This is a genomic window from Mesorhizobium sp. P2_B5 (assembly GCF_056404775.1).
This window is the reverse complement of the sequence record NZ_JBFUDJ010000002.1, coordinates 465,925-484,493: the sequence shown is the minus strand read 5'-3', so window position 1 is coordinate 484,493 and position 18,569 is coordinate 465,925. Positions and strand designations below refer to the sequence as shown.

Below are 18,569 nucleotides of genomic sequence, written 5' to 3'. Positions count from 1 at the left end.
GCTACATCCGCATCAAAAGACCGCCGTCAACGGCGAGTTCGATGCCGGTGATGTAGCTTGCCGCGTCGGAAAGCAGGAAGAGCGCGGCATTGGCCATGTCCTGCGGCGTGCCGATGCGGCCGAGCGGCGCATAATTGGCAACGGCAGCGCGCTTTTCCTCGGTGTCCCAACGCGCCTGCAGCGGCGTCAGCGCCATGCCCGGGCAGATCGAATTGGAGCGGATGCCATCGCTCGCCAGCTGCATGGCCAGCGACTTCGAAAGTGCACAGACGCCGGCCTTGGAGGCCTGGTAGGCATCCTGCGGTTTGGGATCGCCGCGATACCACTGGATGGTCGAGAAATGCACCATGGCGCCGCCACGCCCGCCCGCGCGCATATGCGGAACAACCGCTCGCGCCGTGTGTACGAAGGACTTCAGATTGATGTTGAAGACCTGGTCCCAGACGTCGAGATCCATTTCGAGGGCCGACTTGTCGCGGCCGAACCAGAGCACGCCGGCGACATTGGCGAGATAATCGATGCGGCCACGCGAGCGGCCGGCAGCATTGATGGTCTGTTCGACAAAGGCTGCGTCGGTGAGGTCGCCCTGGGCGAAGGTGAGCCGGTCGTCATAGGCGGCAAGCGATGCCGGACGCGGCTTGACGTCGATGGCGGTGACCGAAGCGCCGGCATCGAGCAACGCCAGCGTGATCGCCTCGCCCATGCCACCACCGGCGCCGGTGACGACGGCATGCCTGCCGGTGAAATCATAAGCGATCATCTGAACCCCCTCCGCGCTTCGCAACCTGTTACATCAGTTTCGCTGATTTGTTGGCTCAAGCGAATTCGTCTGACTTTTCAAACGTTGGCTCCTACATAGCAGCGCGACCGGGAAATGTGACATGTCGGCAGAGACCTTAACCGAAAAATCTGTAGCCAGCGATTTCTGGGACGGCGTGCGGCTGTCGATGCCGGTGGTGATTGCCGCGGCGCCGTTTGGGCTGCTGTTCGGCGCCATAGCCGTCGACAATGGCTTTTCCGTTTTCGAAGCGACTTTGATGAGCGCGCTGATCTTCGGCGGCGCCAGCCAGATGGTCGGCATCGAACTGTTCGGCCAGCATGTCGCGCCATGGCTGATCGTGCTGTCCATCTTCGCGGTCAATTTCCGTCACGTGCTTTACTCCGCCGGCATCGGCCGCCGCATCGCGCACTGGCCGGCTATCCAGCAGGCACTGGGCTATTTCGTGCTCACCGATCCGCAATTCGCGGTGACCGAGCGCAAAGCCGAGGCCGGCGAGACCGTTGGCTTTGCCTGGTATATGGGGCTTGGCCTGCCGGTCTATGTGTTGTGGGTGATCGAGAGCGCGCTGGGTGCGGTGTTCGGCAAGCTGATCCCGGACACGCATGCGCTCGGCATCGACTTCCTGCTGCCGATCTATTTCCTTGGCCTGGTGCTGGGCTTTCGCAAGCGGCCGCTGTGGCTGCCGGTGGTGATTGCCAGTGCGGCCGCCTCGATCGTTGCCTACAAGACGGTGGGGTCGCCCTGGCATGTTTCCATCGGCGCCGTTGCCGGCGTGCTTCTGGCCGTCATCTTGCCGCCGCACCATAGCGGCGTGGAGGCAAAGCAATGAGCACCACCTTCTGGATCATCCTGGCCGGTGCGGTCGCCACCTATCTCACCCGCGTCGGCGGCCATCTGGTGATCTCGCGCTTCGACCACATCCATCCGCGTGTCGAGGCCGGCCTCAATGCCGTGCCGGCCGCTGTGCTGACGACGCTGGTGGCGCCCGCCGCGCTCAGCGCCGGGCCGGCGGAATGGGCGGCGTTAATCGTAACCGCGCTCGTGTCGCTGCGCGGCGGCCTGGGAGCGATGTTTCTGGCCGGCGCTGCGGTGCTGATCGTGGCGCGGCAGTTCGTCGGGTAGGGAATCTGCCAGCAGGACAGTTTCGAACTGTCGGCGCCGCCCCTCATTGCCCTGCCGGGCATTTCTCCCCGTATAGTGACGGGGAGAAAGAAGCTCTCGTTTATGATTTCGCCAATCGCCAACTTTGCAGGAAGAAGGCCGGCGTCCGTTCATCTCCCTTCTCCCCGTCACTATACGGGGAGAAGGTGCCGGCAGGCGGATGAGGGGCGGCGCAGGCCTTTAGAGAGATAGTCTCAAATCTTTGCGTCGTGCGGCAGCGGTGCTGTCGCTTTCTCCAGCCAGGCCAGCGTCTCGCCGTCGAGCATCGGGCCGATCTCGGCCAGCACCCAGGCATGGTAAGTATCCAGCCAGTGCAGTTCCTCGCGGGTCAACAGGTCGGTGCGGATCAGTCTGACGTCGATCGGCGCCAGCGTCAGCGTCTCGAAACTGTGCATGGCAATGTCGCCGCCTTCGACCTGATCGGCCGGCGTCACCAGGATCAGGTTCTCGATGCGGATGCCGTAGGAGCCTTCCTTGTAGTAGCCGGGCTCGTTGGAGAGCATCATGCCGGCGAGCAGCTTTTCGGTGCCGGTGCGGGCAATGCGTTGCGGCCCTTCGTGGACGGCGAGATAGGAGCCGACGCCATGGCCGGTGCCGTGCGCGAAGTCGCAGCCATGCTTCCACAACGCCATGCGCGCCACCGCGTCTATCTCAGAGCCGCGCGTGCCCGCCGGGAAGCGCAGCGTCGAAATGCCGATCATGCCCTTCAGCACCAGGGTGAAGCGCTCGCGCATTTCTTCGGACGGCTGGCCGATCGGCACGGTGCGGGTGATGTCGGTGGTGCCGTCCTGGTACTGGGCACCGGAATCGAGCAGGAACAACTCGCCCTTTGCCAGCTTGCGATTGGTGGCGCGCGACACGCGGTAATGCATGATGGCGCCATTCGGGCCGGCGCCGGAAATGGTGTCGAAGGAGACGTCGCGCAGCGGCATCTGCGTTTCCTCGCCGGTCTGCCGGCGCGTCTCTTCCAGTTTGGTGACGACGGTAATTTCGTCGAGCGAGCCCGGCTTCTGCCGCTCCAGCCAGCACAGCAGCTTGGCGACGGCCGCGCCGTCGCGGCGATGCGCGGCGCGGCTGCCGGCGATTTCGGCTGGGTTCTTGGTGGCGCGCGGAATGCGGGCGGGATCGGGCGCGGCAACAAAGGCGCCGCCATTGTCGTCGACCAGCATTCTGAGCTTTTCCGCTGCCAGCACCGGATCGAGCGCGATCCTTGCGCCACCTTTGGCAAGGGCGATGATTGCCGCCTCGAATTCGCCGGGCTCATGCAAGTCGGCGAGCTGGGTGAGATAGGCGGCGACGGTGCGCGAAAACTTGCGCTGGTCCATGAACAGCTGGTTCTTGCCGTCGGCTGCGAGGACCGCGAAACCGAGCGCCAGTGGCGTGTGCGGCACGTCGCCGCCACGAATGTTGAAGGCCCAGGCGATCGAGGAGGGGTCGGTCAGCACGGCGTGCGTGGCGCCGTCCTTGGCGATCGCCGCTGCCAGCCGCACCAGCTTGTCCTTGGCCAGTTCGCCCGCAAAGCCGATCGGGTGGATCTCGACCGGCGCCACCGGTGGTGCCGGCTGGTCCTTCCAGATGATGTCGATCGGGTTCATGTCGAGCGGCACCAGCGTCGCGCCGGATTGCTCGGCCGAGGCTTGAAGCGCCTTGACCTCGTTGATCGTGTGCAGCCAGGGGTCGAAGCCAAGCCTGGCGCCCTTGCCGAGATTGTCCTTGATCCAGACGGCCGGCGGATTGTCGACGAGACTCTCGATGGCAAAAATGTCGAGATCGACTTCGTTGCGCACCTGCAGCGTGTAGCGGCCGTCGACAAACATGAAGGCGCGGTCGCGCAGCACCAGCGCGACGCCGGCCGAACCGCTGAACCCGGTCAGCCATTTCAGCCGCGCCGAGCGATCGGCGACATACTCGCCCTGGTGCTCGTCGGCGCGGGGCACCAGAAATCCATCCAGGCCATTATCCGCCAGCCATTGCCGCAGCAGATTCACGCGCGGCTTGCCGACGCTGGGATCGCCGGCGGAGTCAAAGGTCTGGAACATGATAGGCCTCCTCAGGTGCTTGGCTTGAGCGTAGCGCATGCCCCCGAAAACCGGAATCGATTTTCGAAAGAGCGGATTGGTCCAAAGCGCTCGACTTAAAGCGCGTCGCGTCTGAACGGATTCAGGCGACGCGCTTTAAGTATTTATTTTATGCATGTCGTCCTCTCAAAACCGGGACCACTTATGAGCGACATGCATTAGTGTTTGAGGTGGATCGTCACCCAGCCTTCGCGGTGCAAGGTCCTGACATGACGAAAATTCTGGCCGACATAGGCCGAGATCACTGCGTAGCACTGGCGCTCGAGGATGCCGGACAGCACGATCGAGCCGCCGAGCCGGATATGCCTAGCCATTTCCGGCGCCAGCCGCATCAGCGGCCGCGCCAATATGTTGGCGACGATGAGGTCGAAAGGCGCGCGTTTGCCGAAGATCGGGTGATGAAAACCGGGCGCCGTCACGGTTTCGACCAGCGCCTTGACGTGGTTGAGGCGGGCATTGGCGGCGGCAACCCTGACAGCGATCGGATCGATGTCGGTCGCCAGCACCGGAATATGCGCCAGCTTGGCGACGGCGATCGCCAGCACCGCGCTGCCGGTGCCGAGGTCGAGGGCATTCCTGGGATGCTCGCTGCGCACGACCCGTTCCAGCATTTCCAGGCAGCCGGCGGTGGTGCCGTGATGGCCGGTGCCGAAGGCAAGGCCGGCCTCGATCTCGATGGCGAGTTCGCCGCTGTGGCGCTTCCTGCGGTCATGTGCGCCGTGGACGAAGAAACGCCCGGCGCGTACCGGCTTCAGCCCCTCCAGCGAGCGTGCCACCCAGTCGATATCGGGCAAGACCTCGCGTTCGATCGGCTTCGACAGGGAAAGGCCAGAAAGGATATCTCTCAGCCGTGCCTCGACCGCGTCGACATCGCCGTCGGCATAGAGCGAGACTTCATGGATGTCGCGGTCCTCGTCGACTTCGAGCACGGCGAGCGGCAGGCCTTCATCCTCGAAAGCCATTTCGAGCGCGGCAAAGACGCTGTCGGCCTCGACCTTCCCGGCCGTGAAATGGAGCCTGGTCTGCGTCATCAGCTTTGGGCGCCTGCCGCCAGTCGCTTCAGCTTGGCGATCGCCGTGTCGGCGTTCTCGCCGTAAGCGATCGTGCCGGCGAACTCGCCCTTGGCATTCAACAACAGCACCGAGGCGGTGTGGTCCATCGTGTAGTCGCCGTCGCCGGTGTCGACCTTTTTCCAGTAGATGCTGAACGACTTCGCCATCGCGTGCACCTTGTCGGGATCGCCCGATATGCCGACGATGCGGTCGGAAAAATTGCTGACATAGGTGTTCATCACCTGCGGCGTGTCGCGCTCGGGGTCGACGGTCACGAAATAGGCGTTGAGGTTCTTGCCGTCGTCGCCCAGCGTCTTCAGCCAGCCGGCAAGTTCGAACAGCGTGGTCGGACAGACTTCCGGGCAATGGGTGAAGCCGAAGAAGACGACGCTGGGATGGTCTCTGAAGGCGGCTTCGGTGATCGGCGCGCCTTTCTGGTCGACCAGCGTGAACGGCCCGCCGAACGGCTCGCCGCCATAATGGCCCTTGTACCAGTCGAAGGTGAGCCAGCCGATGCCGGCCGCCATCAGGACGAGAATGCCGACCAGGATTGAACGCATCATCAGGAAGTATCCGTCGTGATTTTGATGGGCGCCGGATTGGCGCCTGCGGCGGCAGTCTTAACCGGTAGCGGCGGTCAAGGCAAAGATGCCGCGTTGCCGCAACCGGCTCTCGATGCTGCCTCGCACGCGGCCGGAGTTACCAAACGGTAATTTGACCGGTTTGGGCCTCTACCTATCTTGACGGTCTGTTCTCTTGCTGTGGAGCCAGCCAATGTCGGATATGTCTGTGGCTTCCTACTCCAAGACCCAGATCTGGCTGCACTGGAGCATTGCCGCCCTGATCCTGATCCAGTTCCTCGCCCATGACGGCATGGAGCATGTGTGGCGTGCCTTTCGCCAGGGGCAGGAGGCGTCGCCCGGTGATGTGCCGCTGGCCTATATGCATGTCGTGATCGGCCTGGCGGTGCTGGTCCTGGCTTCGTGGCGGGTCTGGCTCAGGGCGACGCGCGGTGTTCCGCCCGTGTCTGGTATGGAACATCCGGCATTGAGGCTGCTCGCCAAGGCTACGCATTTCGTCATCTACGCCCTCATCTTCATCGTCCCGCTCTCGGGCGCCGCCGCATGGTTCCTTGGTGTGCCAGGGGCAAGTCTGGTGCATGTGCTGGGCAAGGACATCCTGCTCTATGTGGTGCTCTTGCATACGGCCGGGGCGCTGGTTCAGCATTTCGTCTTCAAGACCGACGTGCTGCGGCGGATGCTGGCATTCCGACAGGCCTAGCTTGCAAAGCCGGGCAGTTCGCCCCACCTGAGACCGGCAACCAGAACTGAGGAGGCTCCCTTGCAGAAACTGATCGGCGGCGCACTGGCCGCATGCATTGTCCTCGGCGCCGGTGCTGCCGCGGCCGAGGAAGTCGGCAAGGTCGGCGTCGACTGGCTCGGCAACGACATCATCGTCGAGGCGATCAAGGACCCGAAGGTCGACGGCATCACCTGCCACGTCTCCTATTTCGACCGCGGCGTCATCGACCGGCTGCAGAAAGGCAACTGGTTCGAGGACCCATCGGATTCGTCGATCTCGTGTCGCCAGACCGGGCCGATCACCATCGGCGACATCGACATGAGCGAAGGCGGCGAAGAGGTGTTCAAACAAGGCATCAGCCTGATCTGGAAGAAGCAGGTGGTGAACCGCATCTACGACAAGAAAAACCAGACGCTGATTTATCTCTCGCATTCACGCCAGGTGCAGGACGGCTCGGCGAAAATGTCGGTAACCACCGTGCCGCTGTTCGGTCAGAGCGTGGTGTGGACCAACGGCCAGCCGAAATAGGGCGGACTCAGGGCTGTCTGGCCGCGCGACAATTGCTTCCGCTTTGCGGCAGCAATTGCGCGGGACAATTGCTTCCGCAATTGCGCGGAGGTAAATCCGCGCCATGGACCGTACTGAGAACCTTGTCCTCAAAGACCCTGAACCGCGCATTCATCCGACGGCCGAGCTGAAGGCGTGCAAGCTTGGCCGCTATGCCTCGATCGGCGAGCGGGTGGTGCTGCGCGAGGTCAATGTCGGCGATTTCTCCTATTTCGAGCGCCACGCCGAGGCGATCTACACGACTATCGGCAAATTCTGCTCGATCGCCGCCAACAGCCGCATCAACGCGCTGGAGCATCCGATCGAGCGGGTCACGCAGCACAAGCTTAGCTACCGCCCGAACGAGTATTTCCGCTGGCTGGGTGTCGATGCGGCGTTTCGCGCGCGGCGGCAGGCCAAGGCCGTCAGCATCGGTAACGATGTCTGGATCGGCCACGGCGCGGTCATCATGCCCGGCATCAGCATCGGCAATGGCGCCATCGTCGGCGCCAATGCTGTGGTGACCAGGGATGTGCCGGCCTATGCGATCGTCGCCGGCGTGCCGGCCAAGCCATTGCGCCGGCGTTTTACGCCTGAGATCGCGGCGCGGATCGAAAGCCTCGCCTGGTGGGACTGGCCGCCGGAAAAACTGGCGAAAGCGGTTCCCGACATGCAAGCCCTGGCGATCGAGGATTTTCTCGACCGCTGGGAACGCGATCCTTCCTGAGTGCTCAGATGAGCATGCCGCCTGAGACTTCGATGCGCTGCGCGTTGATCCAGCGGTTGTCCTCCGAAAGCAGCGAAGCGATCATCGGGCCGATATCGTCGGCGACGCCGGGGCGTCCGAGCGCCGTCACCTGGCCGACCATGCGCTGCATGTCCGGATTGTCGCGCAGCCGGCCGCCATTGAAGTCGGTGGCGATGGCGCCCGGCGCCACGGTGTTGGCGGTGATGCCGCGCGGGCCAAGTTCCTTGGCGAGGCTGCGGGTGAACACTTCGATGCCGCCCTTCATCATCGCATAGGCAGCCGTGCCGGCCATGGCGAAACGGGCGAGGCCGCTCGACAGATTGATGATGCGGCCGCCATCGGCAATCAGCGGCAGAAGCTTCTGCGTCAGGAAGAAGACGCCTCTCAGGTGAATTGCCACAAGCGCGTCGAAATCCTCCTCGCTGGTCTCGGCAATGGGCTTGTGAAAGCCGGTGCCGGCATTGTTGACGAGAAAGTCGAAGCTGTCGCGGCCCCAAATGTCGCGAAGGGCGTCCTTCAGCCGTGCGGCAAAACCGTCGAAGGTCGCCGTCGCCGATGTGTCGAGCTGCAGGGCGATGGCCTTGCCGCCTTCGGCCTCGATCTCGGCGACGACTGTCTGCGCGGCGTCGGCCTGGGAATGATAGGTGATCACCACATCGACGCCCTTGCGGGCCAGGTTTTCGGCGGTGTTGCGGCCGAGGCCCCGGCTGCCGCCGGTGATGAGGGCGATTTTGCGTGCCTGCGTGCCCATGTCCAAATCCTTTAGGGGTTGATTATGGACATGGATGTAATCCGTCTGTAGATTGAAACAATATATCCAATTTTGACATCTTAATTCCGAAAATCAGAACAATGGACCGATTTGACAGCATGCGCCTGCTGGTGCGCGTCGTGGAGCGGCAGAGTTTTAGCGCGGCGGCGTCCGACCTTGGCGTGCCGCGCTCGAGCGCGACGACGGCGATCAAGCAGTTCGAGGAGCGGCTCGGCGTGCGGCTGCTGCAACGGACCACCCGCCACGTCACGCCCACACTTGAGGGCGAGATCTACTACCGGCGCTGCAAGGCCATCCTGGCCGAGATCGAGGATGCCGAAGCGGCGCTGACCGGCAGCGAGGTGCGTGGCCTGCTGCGCATCGACGTGCATGGTCCGATGGCGCGCACCCATATCCTTCCCGGGTTGCCGGCGTTTCTTGGCCGCCATCCGGCGCTTTCACTGCACATCGGCGAGGGCGACCGCTTCGTCGACCTCGTGCGCGAGGGGTTCGACTGCGTCGTGCGCGGCGGCGAGATCACCGACAGCGACATGATCGTGCGCCGGCTGGGTCTGGCGCAGGAAGCGACTTTCGCCAGCCCCGCCTATATCGAGCGCCACGGCATGCCGCGCTCACCAGACGATCTCGACGGGCATGAGATGGTTGGCTTCGCTTCGTCGCGGACGGGGCAGGTGCTGCCGCTGGAGTTCAGCGTGGCGGGCGAGGTGCGCAACGTGACGCTGCCGGTGCGCATCACCGTCACCAACTCCGAAACCTACGCAGCACTTGCCCGCCTCGGCTTCGGACTGATGCAGGCGCCGCGCCATCATTATGCTGGCGATGTCGCCGCCGGCAGGCTGGTCGAGGTGTTGCCGCAGTACCCGCCGACGCCGATGCCGATCTCGGTGCTCTATCCCAAGAGCCGCCAGCTCTCGCCGCGCGTGCGCGTCTTTATCGACTGGCTGGTCGAAATCCTCGCACCGAAATTCTGAGACAGCGTGCCTGTTGGGGGAGAGAGCCGCCGGTCTGCGGCAACAGCCCCTTCCGCTATGCGGGGGTGGCGCAGCGGAAGGGGCTTTGGAGGTAAACCGCTGTGAAGCGGAAGGAACAGGCTCTCCGGCCTGCATGGCGACTATGGCAGGAAACCCATAAGGCGGCTTTTCGGGGTGCTGCGCTTTTGGCGTGTATTCAATTGTAGCCGCGATATCGCTTGCGACAGGGAACCGGGAGCGGCTGCCGGTTGTTTCTGGCTGGAGCGATGAATGCGGCTCCGATCGGCTGGGCCTCGTGAGGGATTTTTTGAATGATGGAAAGGCTGTTCACCAAGATCGCCAATACCGTTTCCCATCTGGCCGGCCTGCCGCTGACCTTTGTCGGCTGCTGCGCGATCGTCATCGTCTGGGCGGTCAGCGGGCCGTTCTTCGGCTTTTCCGACACGTGGCAACTGGTCATCAACACCGGAACGACGATCATCACCTTCCTGATGGTGTTCCTGATCCAGAACACCCAGAACCGTGACGGCGCCGCGGTCCAGGCCAAGCTCGACGAATTGATCCGGGTCGGCAAGGGCCACAACCATTTCATCGGCATCGAGCACCTGACCGAGACCGAGGTCGAGGAAATCAGGGACAAATGCGAACGCGCGGCAAAACGGCATGACACCGAGCTCGCCGAACTGGCCGCCAAGAAAGCCGTGACCCAGAAACGCGCTCCCAAAAAACGCGCCGCGTGAACCGTTGCTCAGCGCTCCATAAAGGCCGCGAAGGCGTCCTTGTGGTCGGGGTGCCAGCGCGAGAGAGCAGGGCGGTTCTCGATGATGTCGCCGATCGCCCAGGCCATGCGTTTTTCGTCCGTCGACCGCTTCACCTCATTGTCGGGGCACAGGATGTAGAAATCGCCACGCGTGAGCGAGGTCAGCATGAAGTCGATCACCTGCTCGCCGGTCCAGGCGCCGGCCGGTTTTTCGGTCGCTCCCTCGGTGATGCCGGTGAAGGTGAAGCCGGGGATGAGAAGATGCGCCGCAACCTTCGCGCCCGGTTCGTTGCGCAGCGCATGCGCAAGGCCTTCGGTGAAGGTCTTCAGCGCCGATTTGGAGACGTTGTAGGCCAGGTTGCCGGGTGGCGTGGTGATGCCTTGCTTGGAGCCGGTGTTGACGATCAGGCCTGGCTTGCCCGACGCCAGCATGGCTGGCGCGAAGGCCTCAACGCCGTGCACGACGCCCCAGAAATTGATGTCGATCAGCCGCTTCCAGGCGTCGCCGTTTTCCCAGGGCTTTCCCGGATTGTTGCCGACGCCGGCATTGTTCATCAGCAGCGAAACAGTGCCGAAGGCACTGTGCGTCTTTTCCGCCAGCCGGCCGAGCTCGTCGGCTTTCGAGACGTCGGTGGCGATGGCGAGCACGGCATCCTCGCCGGCGATCGCGGCGACCACCTGGCGGGCCGCATCGAGGCGCGCGCCGCCAATGTCGGCCAGCACCAGTCTCATGCCCATCGCCGCCAACCTCTTGGCCGCGGCAAGGCCGATGCCGCTAGCGCCGCCGGTGATAGCGGCGACATTGCCTGGGCTGAGGGAGGGCAGAGCGGACTGGATTTCGGCATCGCTGGTCATGGTCAGGTCCTTGTTTGGGGTCCCGCCGAACTTAGCGCGGGAAGCGCTTCGTGCAAGGCTGTCCAGCGTGTTCGGGTTGACCGTACAGGCGCTGGCTGCGCATGGTGCGGCTGAAAAGGGAGACTGCCGATTGACCGACTGGATCGCAATCCTGAAGGAGCAGACCGCTACCGGCGACCAGATGGGCCGCGAGGTGCCGCAGATGCTGGCCAATCCCGACATCAGCGAAGCGCAGGTGAAGACCTTGTTTTCGGCATTGGAAAAACAGGCCGAGTTCGTCGAGAAATTGCGCATGGCGCTGGAAAAGTTCGGCCATGATTTTTCGATCATCAAGGCGGCGGAACGGCTGGAGGAGCGCTATGCCGACCTCGCCGCGTCGGTCGCCGAAAAGCTGAAGGCGATGCGCAAGTAGATTGAGCTACTTTTCAAGCACCCGCGAAAAACGCGTATCCGGCACGAACCAGACGGCAGCCACCAGAAAGTAGATCGCGACGCCGATCCACTGATTGACGAAGGTCAGCAGCACGGCGGCGATGTAGCACACCAGCGAAATCTTGCCCTTCCGGTCATTGCCGACTGCCTTGGTGAAGGCGGCGTCGCTACCGTGCAAAGGGCGCAGCTTGCTGACGAGGATGGTGTAGGCGACCGCACACAGAACAAGGTCAATGCCGTAGACGGCGACCGGCACCGGGGCGAAATGGTTCTCGCCCATGAAAGCAGTGGTCGCCGGCATCAGCGACAGCCAGAACAGAAGGTTCAGATTGGCCCATAGCACGCGGCCGTCGACGCGCTGCACGGTGTGGAACATGTTGTGCAGATTGTTCCAGTAGATGCCGACATTGATGAACGACAGGACATAGCTGAAAAAGATCGGCCAAAGCGGCAGGAGGGACGAAAAATCCTCGCCATGCGGCACTTTCAGCTCCAGCACCATGATGGTGATGATGATGGCGACGACGCCGTCCGTGAATGCCTCGACTCTGCCTTTACCCATGATTCCTCCCTCTCGTTGGACGGACGTTACGGGAGGATTTCGTGCAAGACCATCCTGACAAGATTGTCAGGAGCGGGTTCGGCAGGCGGAACGGCAATCCTTACATAGACGTTGGGCTTCGATCGGGGCGCCGCCAGCATGCCGGCACGGCTGGGCAGTCTGGTCGTGGCCAGAATTGTGGCCGCGGCCACGATCGACAGCTCGAAGAACAGCCCACCTGCTACGGCATGGTTGGCTACATGCAGCTGCTGCGCCAGAATGCTCGGCGCCAGCGCTGCATAGAAGCCGACCAGCGCCATGGCGCCGAAGCCGGTCACCGCCGGCGCCACAAAGGCGGCGCGGATATAGGCCGGCACCGACAGCCGTGGCCGCAGCGAAACATCGGCCAGTCGCCCAGGCTGCAAGACGGTTTCACGCGTGCGCCAGATCAGCAGCGTTACCACGACCAGCACCGCCAGATAGACCGTAAACGTCAGCCTGAGCGGCCAGGGCGCATATTCGGCGAGCAGCCCAGAGGCCAGCGCGCCAAGGCCAAGGCCGACGAAATTGGTGCTGGTGGCGATGACAGCCGCGCGCGACTTGTCTTTGCCTTCGATCAGCTCGGCAAGCCAGGCCGTGCCTGTTCCCGCGCCGATGCCTATGCCAAGGCCGCTCAGGATGCGGGCCGCATCGAGCCAGGCGACATTCTCGGCCAGCAGGAACACCAGCGCGCTGACCACCGCCACCGCCATCGATGCCAGCGCCGCAGGACGGCGGCCAATGCCGTCGGACAAGCGTCCGAACATCAGCAATGCGCCGAGATTGCCGACGACATAGACGGCGTAGACCAGCGTCAGCGTGATCTGCGAGAAACCGAAAGCCTGCTTGTAGATGATGTAAAGCGGCGTCAGCGCCGTGCTGCCGGCGAACAGCGCCGCGATCATGGCGGCAACCGCAGTCATCGCGGCACGGCCGCCGAGTTCATGGCCGCGTGTCGTCGTCTCGGCATAGCTGGTCATAGCAAACTCCGGCCAGTTGCCCCAACGCTGGCACTGATGATCCCCGCAGTGGCGCTGGTCGTCGCGGCTCAGTTTTTTGCCTCGATGTCGCTGATGATTGCCGCCACTGCTCTCTGCGGCGTGGCGGCGGCGCTCGGCTATCGCGGCGGTCTGCAGGTGGTGAGCCAGATCGCGCCGGCCGACCGTCGCGCCGAAGTGGTGTCGGCGTTCTTCATCTGCTGCTTCTGCGGCAATGCGCTGCCGGTCATCGGCATCGGCCTGTTGTCGAACTGGAGCAGCCCGACGACGGCAAGCCTGGCCTTTGCCGGTATGATCACTCTCTTCTCCGTAATCGCGTTGGGATTCGGCGCAAAATACGCGCGCTGAGGATCACCCGTTAGGCGTCTCGGGCGCCATGTTGGCGCGCTGGCGCGGTATGCCGAGGCCGGTGTCGGGCGGCTCGCCGGCGCGCGGGCATTTTTTCGTCCATGGGCTGCTCGGCGAAGGTTCATCTCAAAGTCCGCCCGGCAATGATTGCCGATTTGACGGATAAGGTCGATGCGCCATCGGAACATTCCGCCTTGCGCGTCTGAGCCAATCAGGTTCTCAAAGCACTCGGAATGGGCTATGGGTCGTCGCCGCGTGGGGTCGCAAACCGGGGGGATCATGTCCGACAATCCGCTTTTTTCCGAGCGCATGAACCGGCGCGCGTTTCTTGGGGCATCCGCCTTGGGCGCTGCTTCCGTGGCGCTTTCGGCCTGCACAACCACGGACGTGGCGCCGCCGCCGGTGGAAGCGCCGCCGCCGCCAAGCGATTCGGCTTTCGGCGCTGCCGAAAGCATGTACGCGGCACGCGTCGACGAGGGCTATCAACTGCCGGCGATCCCGATATCCAAGCTCGATCCGAAGTTCGTGCGCCAGATCGTGACCGACCCGACCGGCGAAAAACCGGGCACCATCGTCGTCGATACGTCGGAGCATTTCCTCTATCTGGTGCGCGATGGCGGCAAGGCGATCCGTTACGGCGTCAGCCTAGGCAAGGCCGGGTTCGGCTGGACCGGCAGCGCCGTGGTCCAGGCGCGCAAGAAGTGGCCGGTGTGGACGCCGCCGCCGGAAATGATCCAGCGCCGCCCCGAACTGGCGAAATACAAGGACGGCATGCCGCCGGGACCGCAGAGCCCGCTCGGCGCCCGCGCGCTCTATCTCTTCCGCGACGGCAAGGACACGATGTACCGGCTGCATGGCACGCCGGAATGGGATTCCATCGGCAAGAACGCGTCGTCGGGCTGCGTGCGCTTCATGAACCAGGACATCATCGACCTCTACAGCCGGGTCAACGGCGTAACCCAGGTCCACGTGCGCGCGAACTTCTCGATCGCTGGGGAGAGCTCCGCCGTGTCGAACAGGACCGCCGAGCCGATCGATGCCGGCGTGCCGAGGGATGCGGAGATCCTGAAATAGGACATCAACGGTTCGCTGATCGCCGACAAAAAAGCGGAGGCGCCCGGGTACCTCCGCTTTTTGTCTGTTGTATACGACTACTTCTTGGCGAGGCCCGGCAGCGTGACCTGATAGACCAGGAACATGGTGTCGACATCGGCGCCGTCCTCGGCCTTGTAGGGCGCGCCGACCTGGAAGCCGTCCTGGGCGAGGAAGTCGTTGTCGTTGCCGACGAACAGGAAATAGTCGTCGGGCAGCGCCGGATCGAGCACGCTGACCACCGACATTGCCTCCCACTTCTCCGACAGGTTGTTCTTGTCGTTCGGCTTGCCGTCATGCAGGCCGAAGCGACCGAGTTCCTTGTTGTCGTTGATGTCGATGAACGGCGTCAGCTTGGCCGGCGTCACCGAGGGGTCGAGCACGCCCTTGGGCGCCACAGGCTTGTCGGCGGCATCGAAGGCGCCGCCGGCAATGTCGGTCGCACCAGAGACGTCGACGACGAAGATCTGGCGCACCAGCGAGGTGTCGCCCTTCACGCCCTGGCCGCTGCCGCTGTCGCGCGCCAGCATCAGGAAGGTTTTGTCGGACAGCGCCACGATCTCGCTCTGCGCGGCGACCTTGGTCTTGCCCTTGTCGTCCTTGAACACAGGCAGCGGTATGACATATTCGTGCGCCTGCTTGAGATGGGCCGGGTCGGAGGCGTCATAGACCAGGGCGCGGGTGTTCTGGCGCGTCGCACCGGAATCGCCGCCATCCTGGCGCGGCGCCGACTGCAGCACCGCGATCAGCGACTTGCCGTCCGGCGTCAGCGCCATGCCTTCGAGGCCCTGGTTGTTCTGGCGGCCGGTCTCGGGATCCTTCGGATCTGGCTCGGCCGCGCCGGGGCCTGGATTGTCGGAGGCGAAGTTCGGCGTGCCCTTGCGCATCGGTACCAAGGCCGCCGGCGGCTGCGTTGCCGACAACAAATGGCCCTCGGCCGAGAAGCGGTAGATGTTGGGGCCGTATTCATCCGAGATGAACATGGTGCCGTCGGGCAGGCGGGCGATCGCCTCATTGTCGAGCGCCAGCTTGCCGTTGGCTTCGGGGAGGATCGGCAGGTCGCCGCTTGCCGCGCGCACGCCATTCGACGGATCAAGACCGGTGGCGTCGGCGCCCTTGTCATCGGTCAGCAGCAGGGAATCGGCAAGCGTCGCCTTGACGCCGGTCTGTTCCTGGCCGGCGGCGGGCGTGGCGCCCAGCGCGGTCGGCGTGAGCTCGATACGAATAGTGTTGAGGCGCGGCCGGTAGTCGGTGGTGCCGACGACATTGTAGCCACGGTCCGGCAGCAGCCACAGCGAACCCTTGTAGCCGTTGGCGTCATGCGTCCAGCTTGCGGCGTCGATCGACATGCCGGAGCCGGAGCCGAAGGTCTCGCCGAACTTGTCCTTCAGGTCGGCCGGGAGGCGACCGACGCCGACCAAGCCCTTGTTGACGAAGCTGACACCGCCAACGGTGGCGGTGCTGTCGGCAAGGGCAGGGGTCAAAGCGGTAAACAGCGCCAACGCGACGCCGAGCGACAGGGTTCGGTGCGAGATTTTCATGGAGATCCTCTTTATGACAAGCCTTCAAGCGGCCGAGACTGCAAAGGGCTCCGCGTCGCATCGACGATGTCGCCCCCCGCAAAGCGGTCTAGGACGCGAACATGATACTTGCGTGACAAGGCGTTCTGCCGGCCATTGGCATTCGGTGCTTGCCGTGCAGAAATGGCTGCATGCAGGAAACACTCATCGCGGTGGCCGTTTTCCTCTGCCTGATGGCGGCGCCGCTGGTCAGCATGGCTGTCTATGGCAAATTGCCCGCGCATCACCGCGAGGACGACACCAACAATGTGGTACGGCTGGCCGCCAACCTGTTCGTCGTCATGACCTCGCTGGTGCTTGGTCTCATGATCAACTCGGCCAAGAACACTTTCGAGTCGATCGACCGCAACGTGCACACATATGCGACCGAGTTGATCCTTCTCGACCGGTCGCTTCGGCAATATGGGCCCGAGACCGCCGAGGTCCGTCAGCCGCTGGTCGCTTATGTGCAAAGACAGACCAACAACTGGACAGAAGCCAACGAAACACCCCTCGTCGCCAACCGGCTGTCTGAACGTCTGTTGACCGAGATCAGCACACGATTGACCGCTCTGCAGCCTGCTGACGCAGCGCATGGTTCCCTGCTGGAGGACGCCCACCAGCATCTGCAGAAGGTGGTGGAACTGCGCTGGGCTTTGATCGAGCAATCGGAAGGTACCATCCCGCGGCCGCTGATCGTTATGCTCGTTGCCTGGCTGGTGCTGATCTTCGCCAGTTTCGGTTTCAGGGCGCCGCGAAATGCCATCACCATAGAGACGTTCGTGGTGTCGGCAGCGCTGATTGCCGGAGCGCTTTACCTGATCCTCGACATGGATGTGCCGTTCTCCGGCCCGATCCAGATTTCGTCGGCGCCTTTGCAGAGGGCTTTGGTCGAATTGCAGCAGTGAGGCGGAACCCGCGGCGCTCCAACGCATTCCTGGATACGGCTGGATTTGCCGGTCCATTTTCGGGAGGGCGACATGGGTTTCGATCAGTATCACGAGCCGCCGGAAGAATTGACGCAGAAGGTGCGGACCTTCGCCCGCATGATCACTTCGCTGATTGAGGAGGCGGAGGCGATCGGCTGGTACGAACAGCGCATGTCGGTGGAAAAGGACCCGCAGGCCAAGGCGATCATGAAAAACGCGCAAGGCGAGGAGTTCAAGCATTTCGGCATGGATCTCGAATTCCTGCTGCGCCAGAAGAAAGACTGGCGGGCGGAGCTGAAGGAAATCCTGTTCACCACGGGCGACATCGTCAAGGCCGGCGAGAAGGGCGAGAAGAAGGTGGATTGAGGCCGACCGACCTACATCCCGCGGCGGATCAATCGCTGTCGCGTGCGATCAGTTCCAGCGGCCAGACTTCGCGGATGATGCGTGTGCCTTCGGGGCCGGCGAAGGCGGGGAGCGAGGCCAGCAGCATTTCGGCCAGCCGCCGGCCCATGGGCTCCAGCGACGGACGGAAGGCGGTCAGCGCCGGCGAAAAGTAGCGGCAAAGCGGCGTGTCGACGATGACGATCACCGCGATGTCGTGGCCGGGCCTGATGCCCATCTCGGCCAGTGCCTTGCAGCCGCCGAGCGCCATTGCGTCATTGTTGAAGATGATGGCTGTGGGCCGGTCCTTGGAGAGCATCACGCGCGGCGTCACCTGGTAGCCTCCGGCCTCGTTGATGAAGCCGTCGGCGATCAGGCCGGGGTCGACTTCGATGCCGTGCCGCTTCAGCGCCTTGCGGTAGCCGTCGAGGAACAGGTAGCCGAAGTTGAGATCAAGCGAAGGGCGGATGGCGGCAATGCGGCGGTGGCCGCGCGCGACCAGCCGGCCGACGGCTTCATCACCCGCCCTCTCGAAATCGATATCGAGCGAAGGGTAGGTGTCGTCGCCGGATTGACTTCGGCCAAGCGTGGCGAAGGGAAAGCCGGCCTTGCTGAGATAGTCGATCCGATCGTCTTCCCGCCGTGTATTGGCCAACACGACCGCGTCGGCCCGGCGCGTCTCAACCACGCGGCGCAGCCTCTCCTGCTGATATTGGCCGGGCTCACCCATGACGACCATCAGATCCAGGTCATACTCGGCGAGCCGCGCTTGCAGACCGGTCAGGAACGGGATGAAGAACGGTTCGCCATATTGCTGGTCGCCGGGATGCGGTTGCAGCATGAAGGCGATCGAATGGGTGGCGCCCTGTCTGAGGCTTCGGCCCGACTGGTTCGGGGAATAGTTCAGTTGCTTGGCGGCGGCGAGCACGCGCTGGCGGGTGTCGGCATTGACGTCGGCGCGGCCGTTCAGCGCCCGCGACACGGTGCCGATCGAAATGTTCAGGTGACGCGCAAGGTCGTGGATGCTGGACGCCAAGGACTTCTCTCCGCCGACCCTTGGCTAGCACCGGCTGCCGCTCAGGCCAAGGCTTCGGGATGATTTTTGCAGGCAGCCGATTGACATTCTACGCCATCGGGTGTGTTCTCGTAAACGTTTACGGAAAAACGTTTACGGTGATGCCGTCAATGCCGTGACATTCGGTCTGGAGGGACCGGACGGGA

At 63.5% G+C, this 18,569-nt stretch carries 22 protein-coding genes; 12 read left to right on the top strand and 10 right to left on the bottom strand.

What is annotated here, in order from left to right:
* Nucleotide 1: 1 nt before the first annotated feature.
* A complete protein-coding gene (locus tag AC1D1N_RS08885) occupies nucleotides 2-760 on the bottom strand; it encodes an SDR family NAD(P)-dependent oxidoreductase (protein WP_477347965.1) in 759 nt (252 codons plus the stop codon).
* Between the two features lie 121 nt (nucleotides 761-881).
* Here AC1D1N_RS08885 and AC1D1N_RS08880 point away from each other — a divergent pair, with 121 nt between their 5' ends.
* Nucleotides 882-1,610 carry an AzlC family ABC transporter permease gene (locus tag AC1D1N_RS08880; RefSeq protein WP_477347963.1) on the top strand — a complete coding sequence of 243 codons (729 nt, stop codon included), beginning with the start codon at nucleotides 882-884 and terminating at the stop codon, nucleotides 1,608-1,610.
* Complete coding sequence (locus AC1D1N_RS08875) at nucleotides 1,607-1,903, top strand: AzlD family protein (protein ID WP_436260614.1); 297 nt, start codon at nucleotides 1,607-1,609, stop codon at nucleotides 1,901-1,903. The genes AC1D1N_RS08880 and AC1D1N_RS08875 overlap by 4 nt, the downstream gene beginning before the upstream one ends.
* A gap of 233 nt (nucleotides 1,904-2,136) precedes the next feature.
* Here the strand turns inward: AC1D1N_RS08875 and AC1D1N_RS08870 are convergent, their stop codons facing one another.
* The 3 genes from AC1D1N_RS08870 to AC1D1N_RS08860 all read right to left on the bottom strand — a co-directional run bounded on the left by AC1D1N_RS08870 (nucleotide 2,137) and on the right by AC1D1N_RS08860 (nucleotide 5,635).
* A complete protein-coding gene (locus AC1D1N_RS08870; RefSeq protein WP_477347961.1) occupies nucleotides 2,137-3,981 on the bottom strand; it encodes an aminopeptidase P family protein in 1,845 nt (614 codons plus the stop codon).
* Nucleotides 3,982-4,178: 197 nt separating this feature from the next.
* The gene (locus tag AC1D1N_RS08865; protein ID WP_477347959.1) at nucleotides 4,179-5,051 is read right to left on the bottom strand and encodes a 50S ribosomal protein L11 methyltransferase; all 873 of its coding nucleotides are present in this window, start codon (nucleotides 5,049-5,051) and stop codon (nucleotides 4,179-4,181) included.
* Complete coding sequence (locus AC1D1N_RS08860) at nucleotides 5,051-5,635, bottom strand: SCO family protein (protein WP_477347957.1); 585 nt, start codon at nucleotides 5,633-5,635, stop codon at nucleotides 5,051-5,053. The genes AC1D1N_RS08865 and AC1D1N_RS08860 overlap by 1 nt, the downstream gene beginning before the upstream one ends.
* A 211-nt stretch (nucleotides 5,636-5,846) precedes the next feature.
* Between AC1D1N_RS08860 and AC1D1N_RS08855 the strand changes: the two genes are divergently transcribed.
* The 3 genes from AC1D1N_RS08855 (at nucleotide 5,847) to AC1D1N_RS08845 (ending at nucleotide 7,647) form a co-directional block, all read left to right on the top strand.
* Nucleotides 5,847-6,353, top strand: coding sequence for a cytochrome b (locus tag AC1D1N_RS08855; RefSeq protein WP_477347955.1), 507 nt, complete (start codon nucleotides 5,847-5,849; stop codon nucleotides 6,351-6,353).
* Nucleotides 6,354-6,413: 60 nt separating this feature from the next.
* The gene (locus AC1D1N_RS08850; RefSeq protein WP_477347953.1) at nucleotides 6,414-6,902 is read left to right on the top strand and encodes a CreA family protein; all 489 of its coding nucleotides are present in this window, start codon (nucleotides 6,414-6,416) and stop codon (nucleotides 6,900-6,902) included.
* 103 nt (nucleotides 6,903-7,005) lie between these two features.
* On the top strand, nucleotides 7,006-7,647 hold the full coding sequence (locus AC1D1N_RS08845) for a DapH/DapD/GlmU-related protein (RefSeq protein WP_477347951.1): 642 nt from the start codon (nucleotides 7,006-7,008) through the stop codon (nucleotides 7,645-7,647).
* A 4-nt stretch (nucleotides 7,648-7,651) separates the two neighbouring features.
* Here the strand turns inward: AC1D1N_RS08845 and AC1D1N_RS08840 are convergent, their stop codons facing one another.
* Nucleotides 7,652-8,419 carry an SDR family NAD(P)-dependent oxidoreductase gene (locus AC1D1N_RS08840; RefSeq protein ID WP_477347948.1) on the bottom strand — a complete coding sequence of 256 codons (768 nt, stop codon included), beginning with the start codon at nucleotides 8,417-8,419 and terminating at the stop codon, nucleotides 7,652-7,654.
* 101 nt (nucleotides 8,420-8,520) lie between these two features.
* Between AC1D1N_RS08840 and AC1D1N_RS08835 the strand changes: the two genes are divergently transcribed.
* Together AC1D1N_RS08835 and AC1D1N_RS08830 are read left to right on the top strand one after the other, a co-directional pair.
* The gene (locus AC1D1N_RS08835) at nucleotides 8,521-9,411 is read left to right on the top strand and encodes a LysR family transcriptional regulator (RefSeq protein ID WP_112560406.1); all 891 of its coding nucleotides are present in this window, start codon (nucleotides 8,521-8,523) and stop codon (nucleotides 9,409-9,411) included.
* A 314-nt stretch (nucleotides 9,412-9,725) separates the two neighbouring features.
* Nucleotides 9,726-10,151 (top strand): low affinity iron permease family protein, encoded by a 426-nt coding sequence (locus tag AC1D1N_RS08830; RefSeq protein WP_436262021.1) that lies wholly within the window; start codon nucleotides 9,726-9,728, stop codon nucleotides 10,149-10,151.
* Between the two features lie 8 nt (nucleotides 10,152-10,159).
* Here AC1D1N_RS08830 and AC1D1N_RS08825 read toward each other — a convergent pair whose 3' ends face one another.
* Nucleotides 10,160-11,026 carry an SDR family NAD(P)-dependent oxidoreductase gene (locus tag AC1D1N_RS08825; RefSeq protein ID WP_436260606.1) on the bottom strand — a complete coding sequence of 289 codons (867 nt, stop codon included), beginning with the start codon at nucleotides 11,024-11,026 and terminating at the stop codon, nucleotides 10,160-10,162.
* 130 nt (nucleotides 11,027-11,156) lie between these two features.
* On the opposite strand from AC1D1N_RS08825, the gene AC1D1N_RS08820 reads away from it, so the two are divergent.
* Nucleotides 11,157-11,438, top strand: coding sequence for a hypothetical protein (locus AC1D1N_RS08820; protein WP_095773965.1), 282 nt, complete (start codon nucleotides 11,157-11,159; stop codon nucleotides 11,436-11,438).
* Between the two features lie 6 nt (nucleotides 11,439-11,444).
* Here AC1D1N_RS08820 and AC1D1N_RS08815 read toward each other — a convergent pair whose 3' ends face one another.
* Together AC1D1N_RS08815 and AC1D1N_RS08810 are read right to left on the bottom strand one after the other, a co-directional pair.
* The gene (locus AC1D1N_RS08815) at nucleotides 11,445-12,020 is read right to left on the bottom strand and encodes a TMEM175 family protein (protein WP_436260605.1); all 576 of its coding nucleotides are present in this window, start codon (nucleotides 12,018-12,020) and stop codon (nucleotides 11,445-11,447) included.
* A 26-nt stretch (nucleotides 12,021-12,046) separates the two neighbouring features.
* On the bottom strand, nucleotides 12,047-13,018 hold the full coding sequence (locus AC1D1N_RS08810) for an MFS transporter (RefSeq protein ID WP_477347946.1): 972 nt from the start codon (nucleotides 13,016-13,018) through the stop codon (nucleotides 12,047-12,049).
* Nucleotides 13,019-13,054: 36 nt separating this feature from the next.
* Between AC1D1N_RS08810 and AC1D1N_RS08805 the strand changes: the two genes are divergently transcribed.
* Both AC1D1N_RS08805 and AC1D1N_RS08800 read left to right on the top strand, forming a co-directional pair.
* Nucleotides 13,055-13,384, top strand: coding sequence for a hypothetical protein (locus AC1D1N_RS08805; protein ID WP_477347944.1), 330 nt, complete (start codon nucleotides 13,055-13,057; stop codon nucleotides 13,382-13,384).
* A gap of 279 nt (nucleotides 13,385-13,663) precedes the next feature.
* On the top strand, nucleotides 13,664-14,458 hold the full coding sequence (locus AC1D1N_RS08800) for a L,D-transpeptidase (RefSeq protein WP_477347942.1): 795 nt from the start codon (nucleotides 13,664-13,666) through the stop codon (nucleotides 14,456-14,458).
* 77 nt (nucleotides 14,459-14,535) lie between these two features.
* Here AC1D1N_RS08800 and AC1D1N_RS08795 read toward each other — a convergent pair whose 3' ends face one another.
* On the bottom strand, nucleotides 14,536-16,017 hold the full coding sequence (locus tag AC1D1N_RS08795; protein ID WP_477347940.1) for an esterase-like activity of phytase family protein: 1,482 nt from the start codon (nucleotides 16,015-16,017) through the stop codon (nucleotides 14,536-14,538).
* 170 nt (nucleotides 16,018-16,187) lie between these two features.
* On the opposite strand from AC1D1N_RS08795, the gene AC1D1N_RS08790 reads away from it, so the two are divergent.
* Together AC1D1N_RS08790 and AC1D1N_RS08785 are read left to right on the top strand one after the other, a co-directional pair.
* Nucleotides 16,188-16,943, top strand: coding sequence for a bestrophin-like domain (locus AC1D1N_RS08790; protein WP_477347938.1), 756 nt, complete (start codon nucleotides 16,188-16,190; stop codon nucleotides 16,941-16,943).
* Between the two features lie 72 nt (nucleotides 16,944-17,015).
* Nucleotides 17,016-17,330, top strand: a complete 315-nt coding sequence (locus AC1D1N_RS08785) for a ferritin family protein (protein ID WP_192258424.1) — start codon at nucleotides 17,016-17,018, stop codon at nucleotides 17,328-17,330.
* 28 nt (nucleotides 17,331-17,358) lie between these two features.
* On the opposite strand, the gene AC1D1N_RS08780 is transcribed toward AC1D1N_RS08785, so the two are convergent.
* Nucleotides 17,359-18,384, bottom strand: coding sequence for a LacI family DNA-binding transcriptional regulator (locus tag AC1D1N_RS08780; RefSeq protein ID WP_477347936.1), 1,026 nt, complete (start codon nucleotides 18,382-18,384; stop codon nucleotides 17,359-17,361).
* Between the last annotated feature and the right edge of the window lie 185 nt (nucleotides 18,385-18,569).

Coding starts and splice junctions, on each gene's coding strand:
- AC1D1N_RS08790 (WP_477347938.1), top strand. CDS start 16,188: ATGCAGGAAACACTCATCGCGGTGGCCGTTTTCCTCTGCCTGATGGCG.
- AC1D1N_RS08855 (WP_477347955.1), top strand. CDS start 5,847: ATGTCGGATATGTCTGTGGCTTCCTACTCCAAGACCCAGATCTGGCTG.
- AC1D1N_RS08795 (WP_477347940.1), bottom strand. CDS start 16,017: ATGAAAATCTCGCACCGAACCCTGTCGCTCGGCGTCGCGTTGGCGCTG.
- AC1D1N_RS08880 (WP_477347963.1), top strand. CDS start 882: ATGTCGGCAGAGACCTTAACCGAAAAATCTGTAGCCAGCGATTTCTGG.
- AC1D1N_RS08865 (WP_477347959.1), bottom strand. CDS start 5,051: ATGACGCAGACCAGGCTCCATTTCACGGCCGGGAAGGTCGAGGCCGAC.
- AC1D1N_RS08800 (WP_477347942.1), top strand. CDS start 13,664: ATGTCCGACAATCCGCTTTTTTCCGAGCGCATGAACCGGCGCGCGTTT.
- AC1D1N_RS08840 (WP_477347948.1), bottom strand. CDS start 8,419: ATGGGCACGCAGGCACGCAAAATCGCCCTCATCACCGGCGGCAGCCGG.
- AC1D1N_RS08870 (WP_477347961.1), bottom strand. CDS start 3,981: ATGTTCCAGACCTTTGACTCCGCCGGCGATCCCAGCGTCGGCAAGCCG.
- AC1D1N_RS08830 (WP_436262021.1), top strand. CDS start 9,726: ATGGAAAGGCTGTTCACCAAGATCGCCAATACCGTTTCCCATCTGGCC.
- AC1D1N_RS08810 (WP_477347946.1), bottom strand. CDS start 13,018: ATGACCAGCTATGCCGAGACGACGACACGCGGCCATGAACTCGGCGGC.
- AC1D1N_RS08805 (WP_477347944.1), top strand. CDS start 13,055: ATGATCCCCGCAGTGGCGCTGGTCGTCGCGGCTCAGTTTTTTGCCTCG.
- AC1D1N_RS08860 (WP_477347957.1), bottom strand. CDS start 5,635: ATGATGCGTTCAATCCTGGTCGGCATTCTCGTCCTGATGGCGGCCGGC.
- AC1D1N_RS08845 (WP_477347951.1), top strand. CDS start 7,006: ATGGACCGTACTGAGAACCTTGTCCTCAAAGACCCTGAACCGCGCATT.
- AC1D1N_RS08885 (WP_477347965.1), bottom strand. CDS start 760: ATGATCGCTTATGATTTCACCGGCAGGCATGCCGTCGTCACCGGCGCC.
- AC1D1N_RS08875 (WP_436260614.1), top strand. CDS start 1,607: ATGAGCACCACCTTCTGGATCATCCTGGCCGGTGCGGTCGCCACCTAT.
- AC1D1N_RS08815 (WP_436260605.1), bottom strand. CDS start 12,020: ATGGGTAAAGGCAGAGTCGAGGCATTCACGGACGGCGTCGTCGCCATC.
- AC1D1N_RS08825 (WP_436260606.1), bottom strand. CDS start 11,026: ATGACCAGCGATGCCGAAATCCAGTCCGCTCTGCCCTCCCTCAGCCCA.
- AC1D1N_RS08835 (WP_112560406.1), top strand. CDS start 8,521: ATGGACCGATTTGACAGCATGCGCCTGCTGGTGCGCGTCGTGGAGCGG.
- AC1D1N_RS08785 (WP_192258424.1), top strand. CDS start 17,016: ATGGGTTTCGATCAGTATCACGAGCCGCCGGAAGAATTGACGCAGAAG.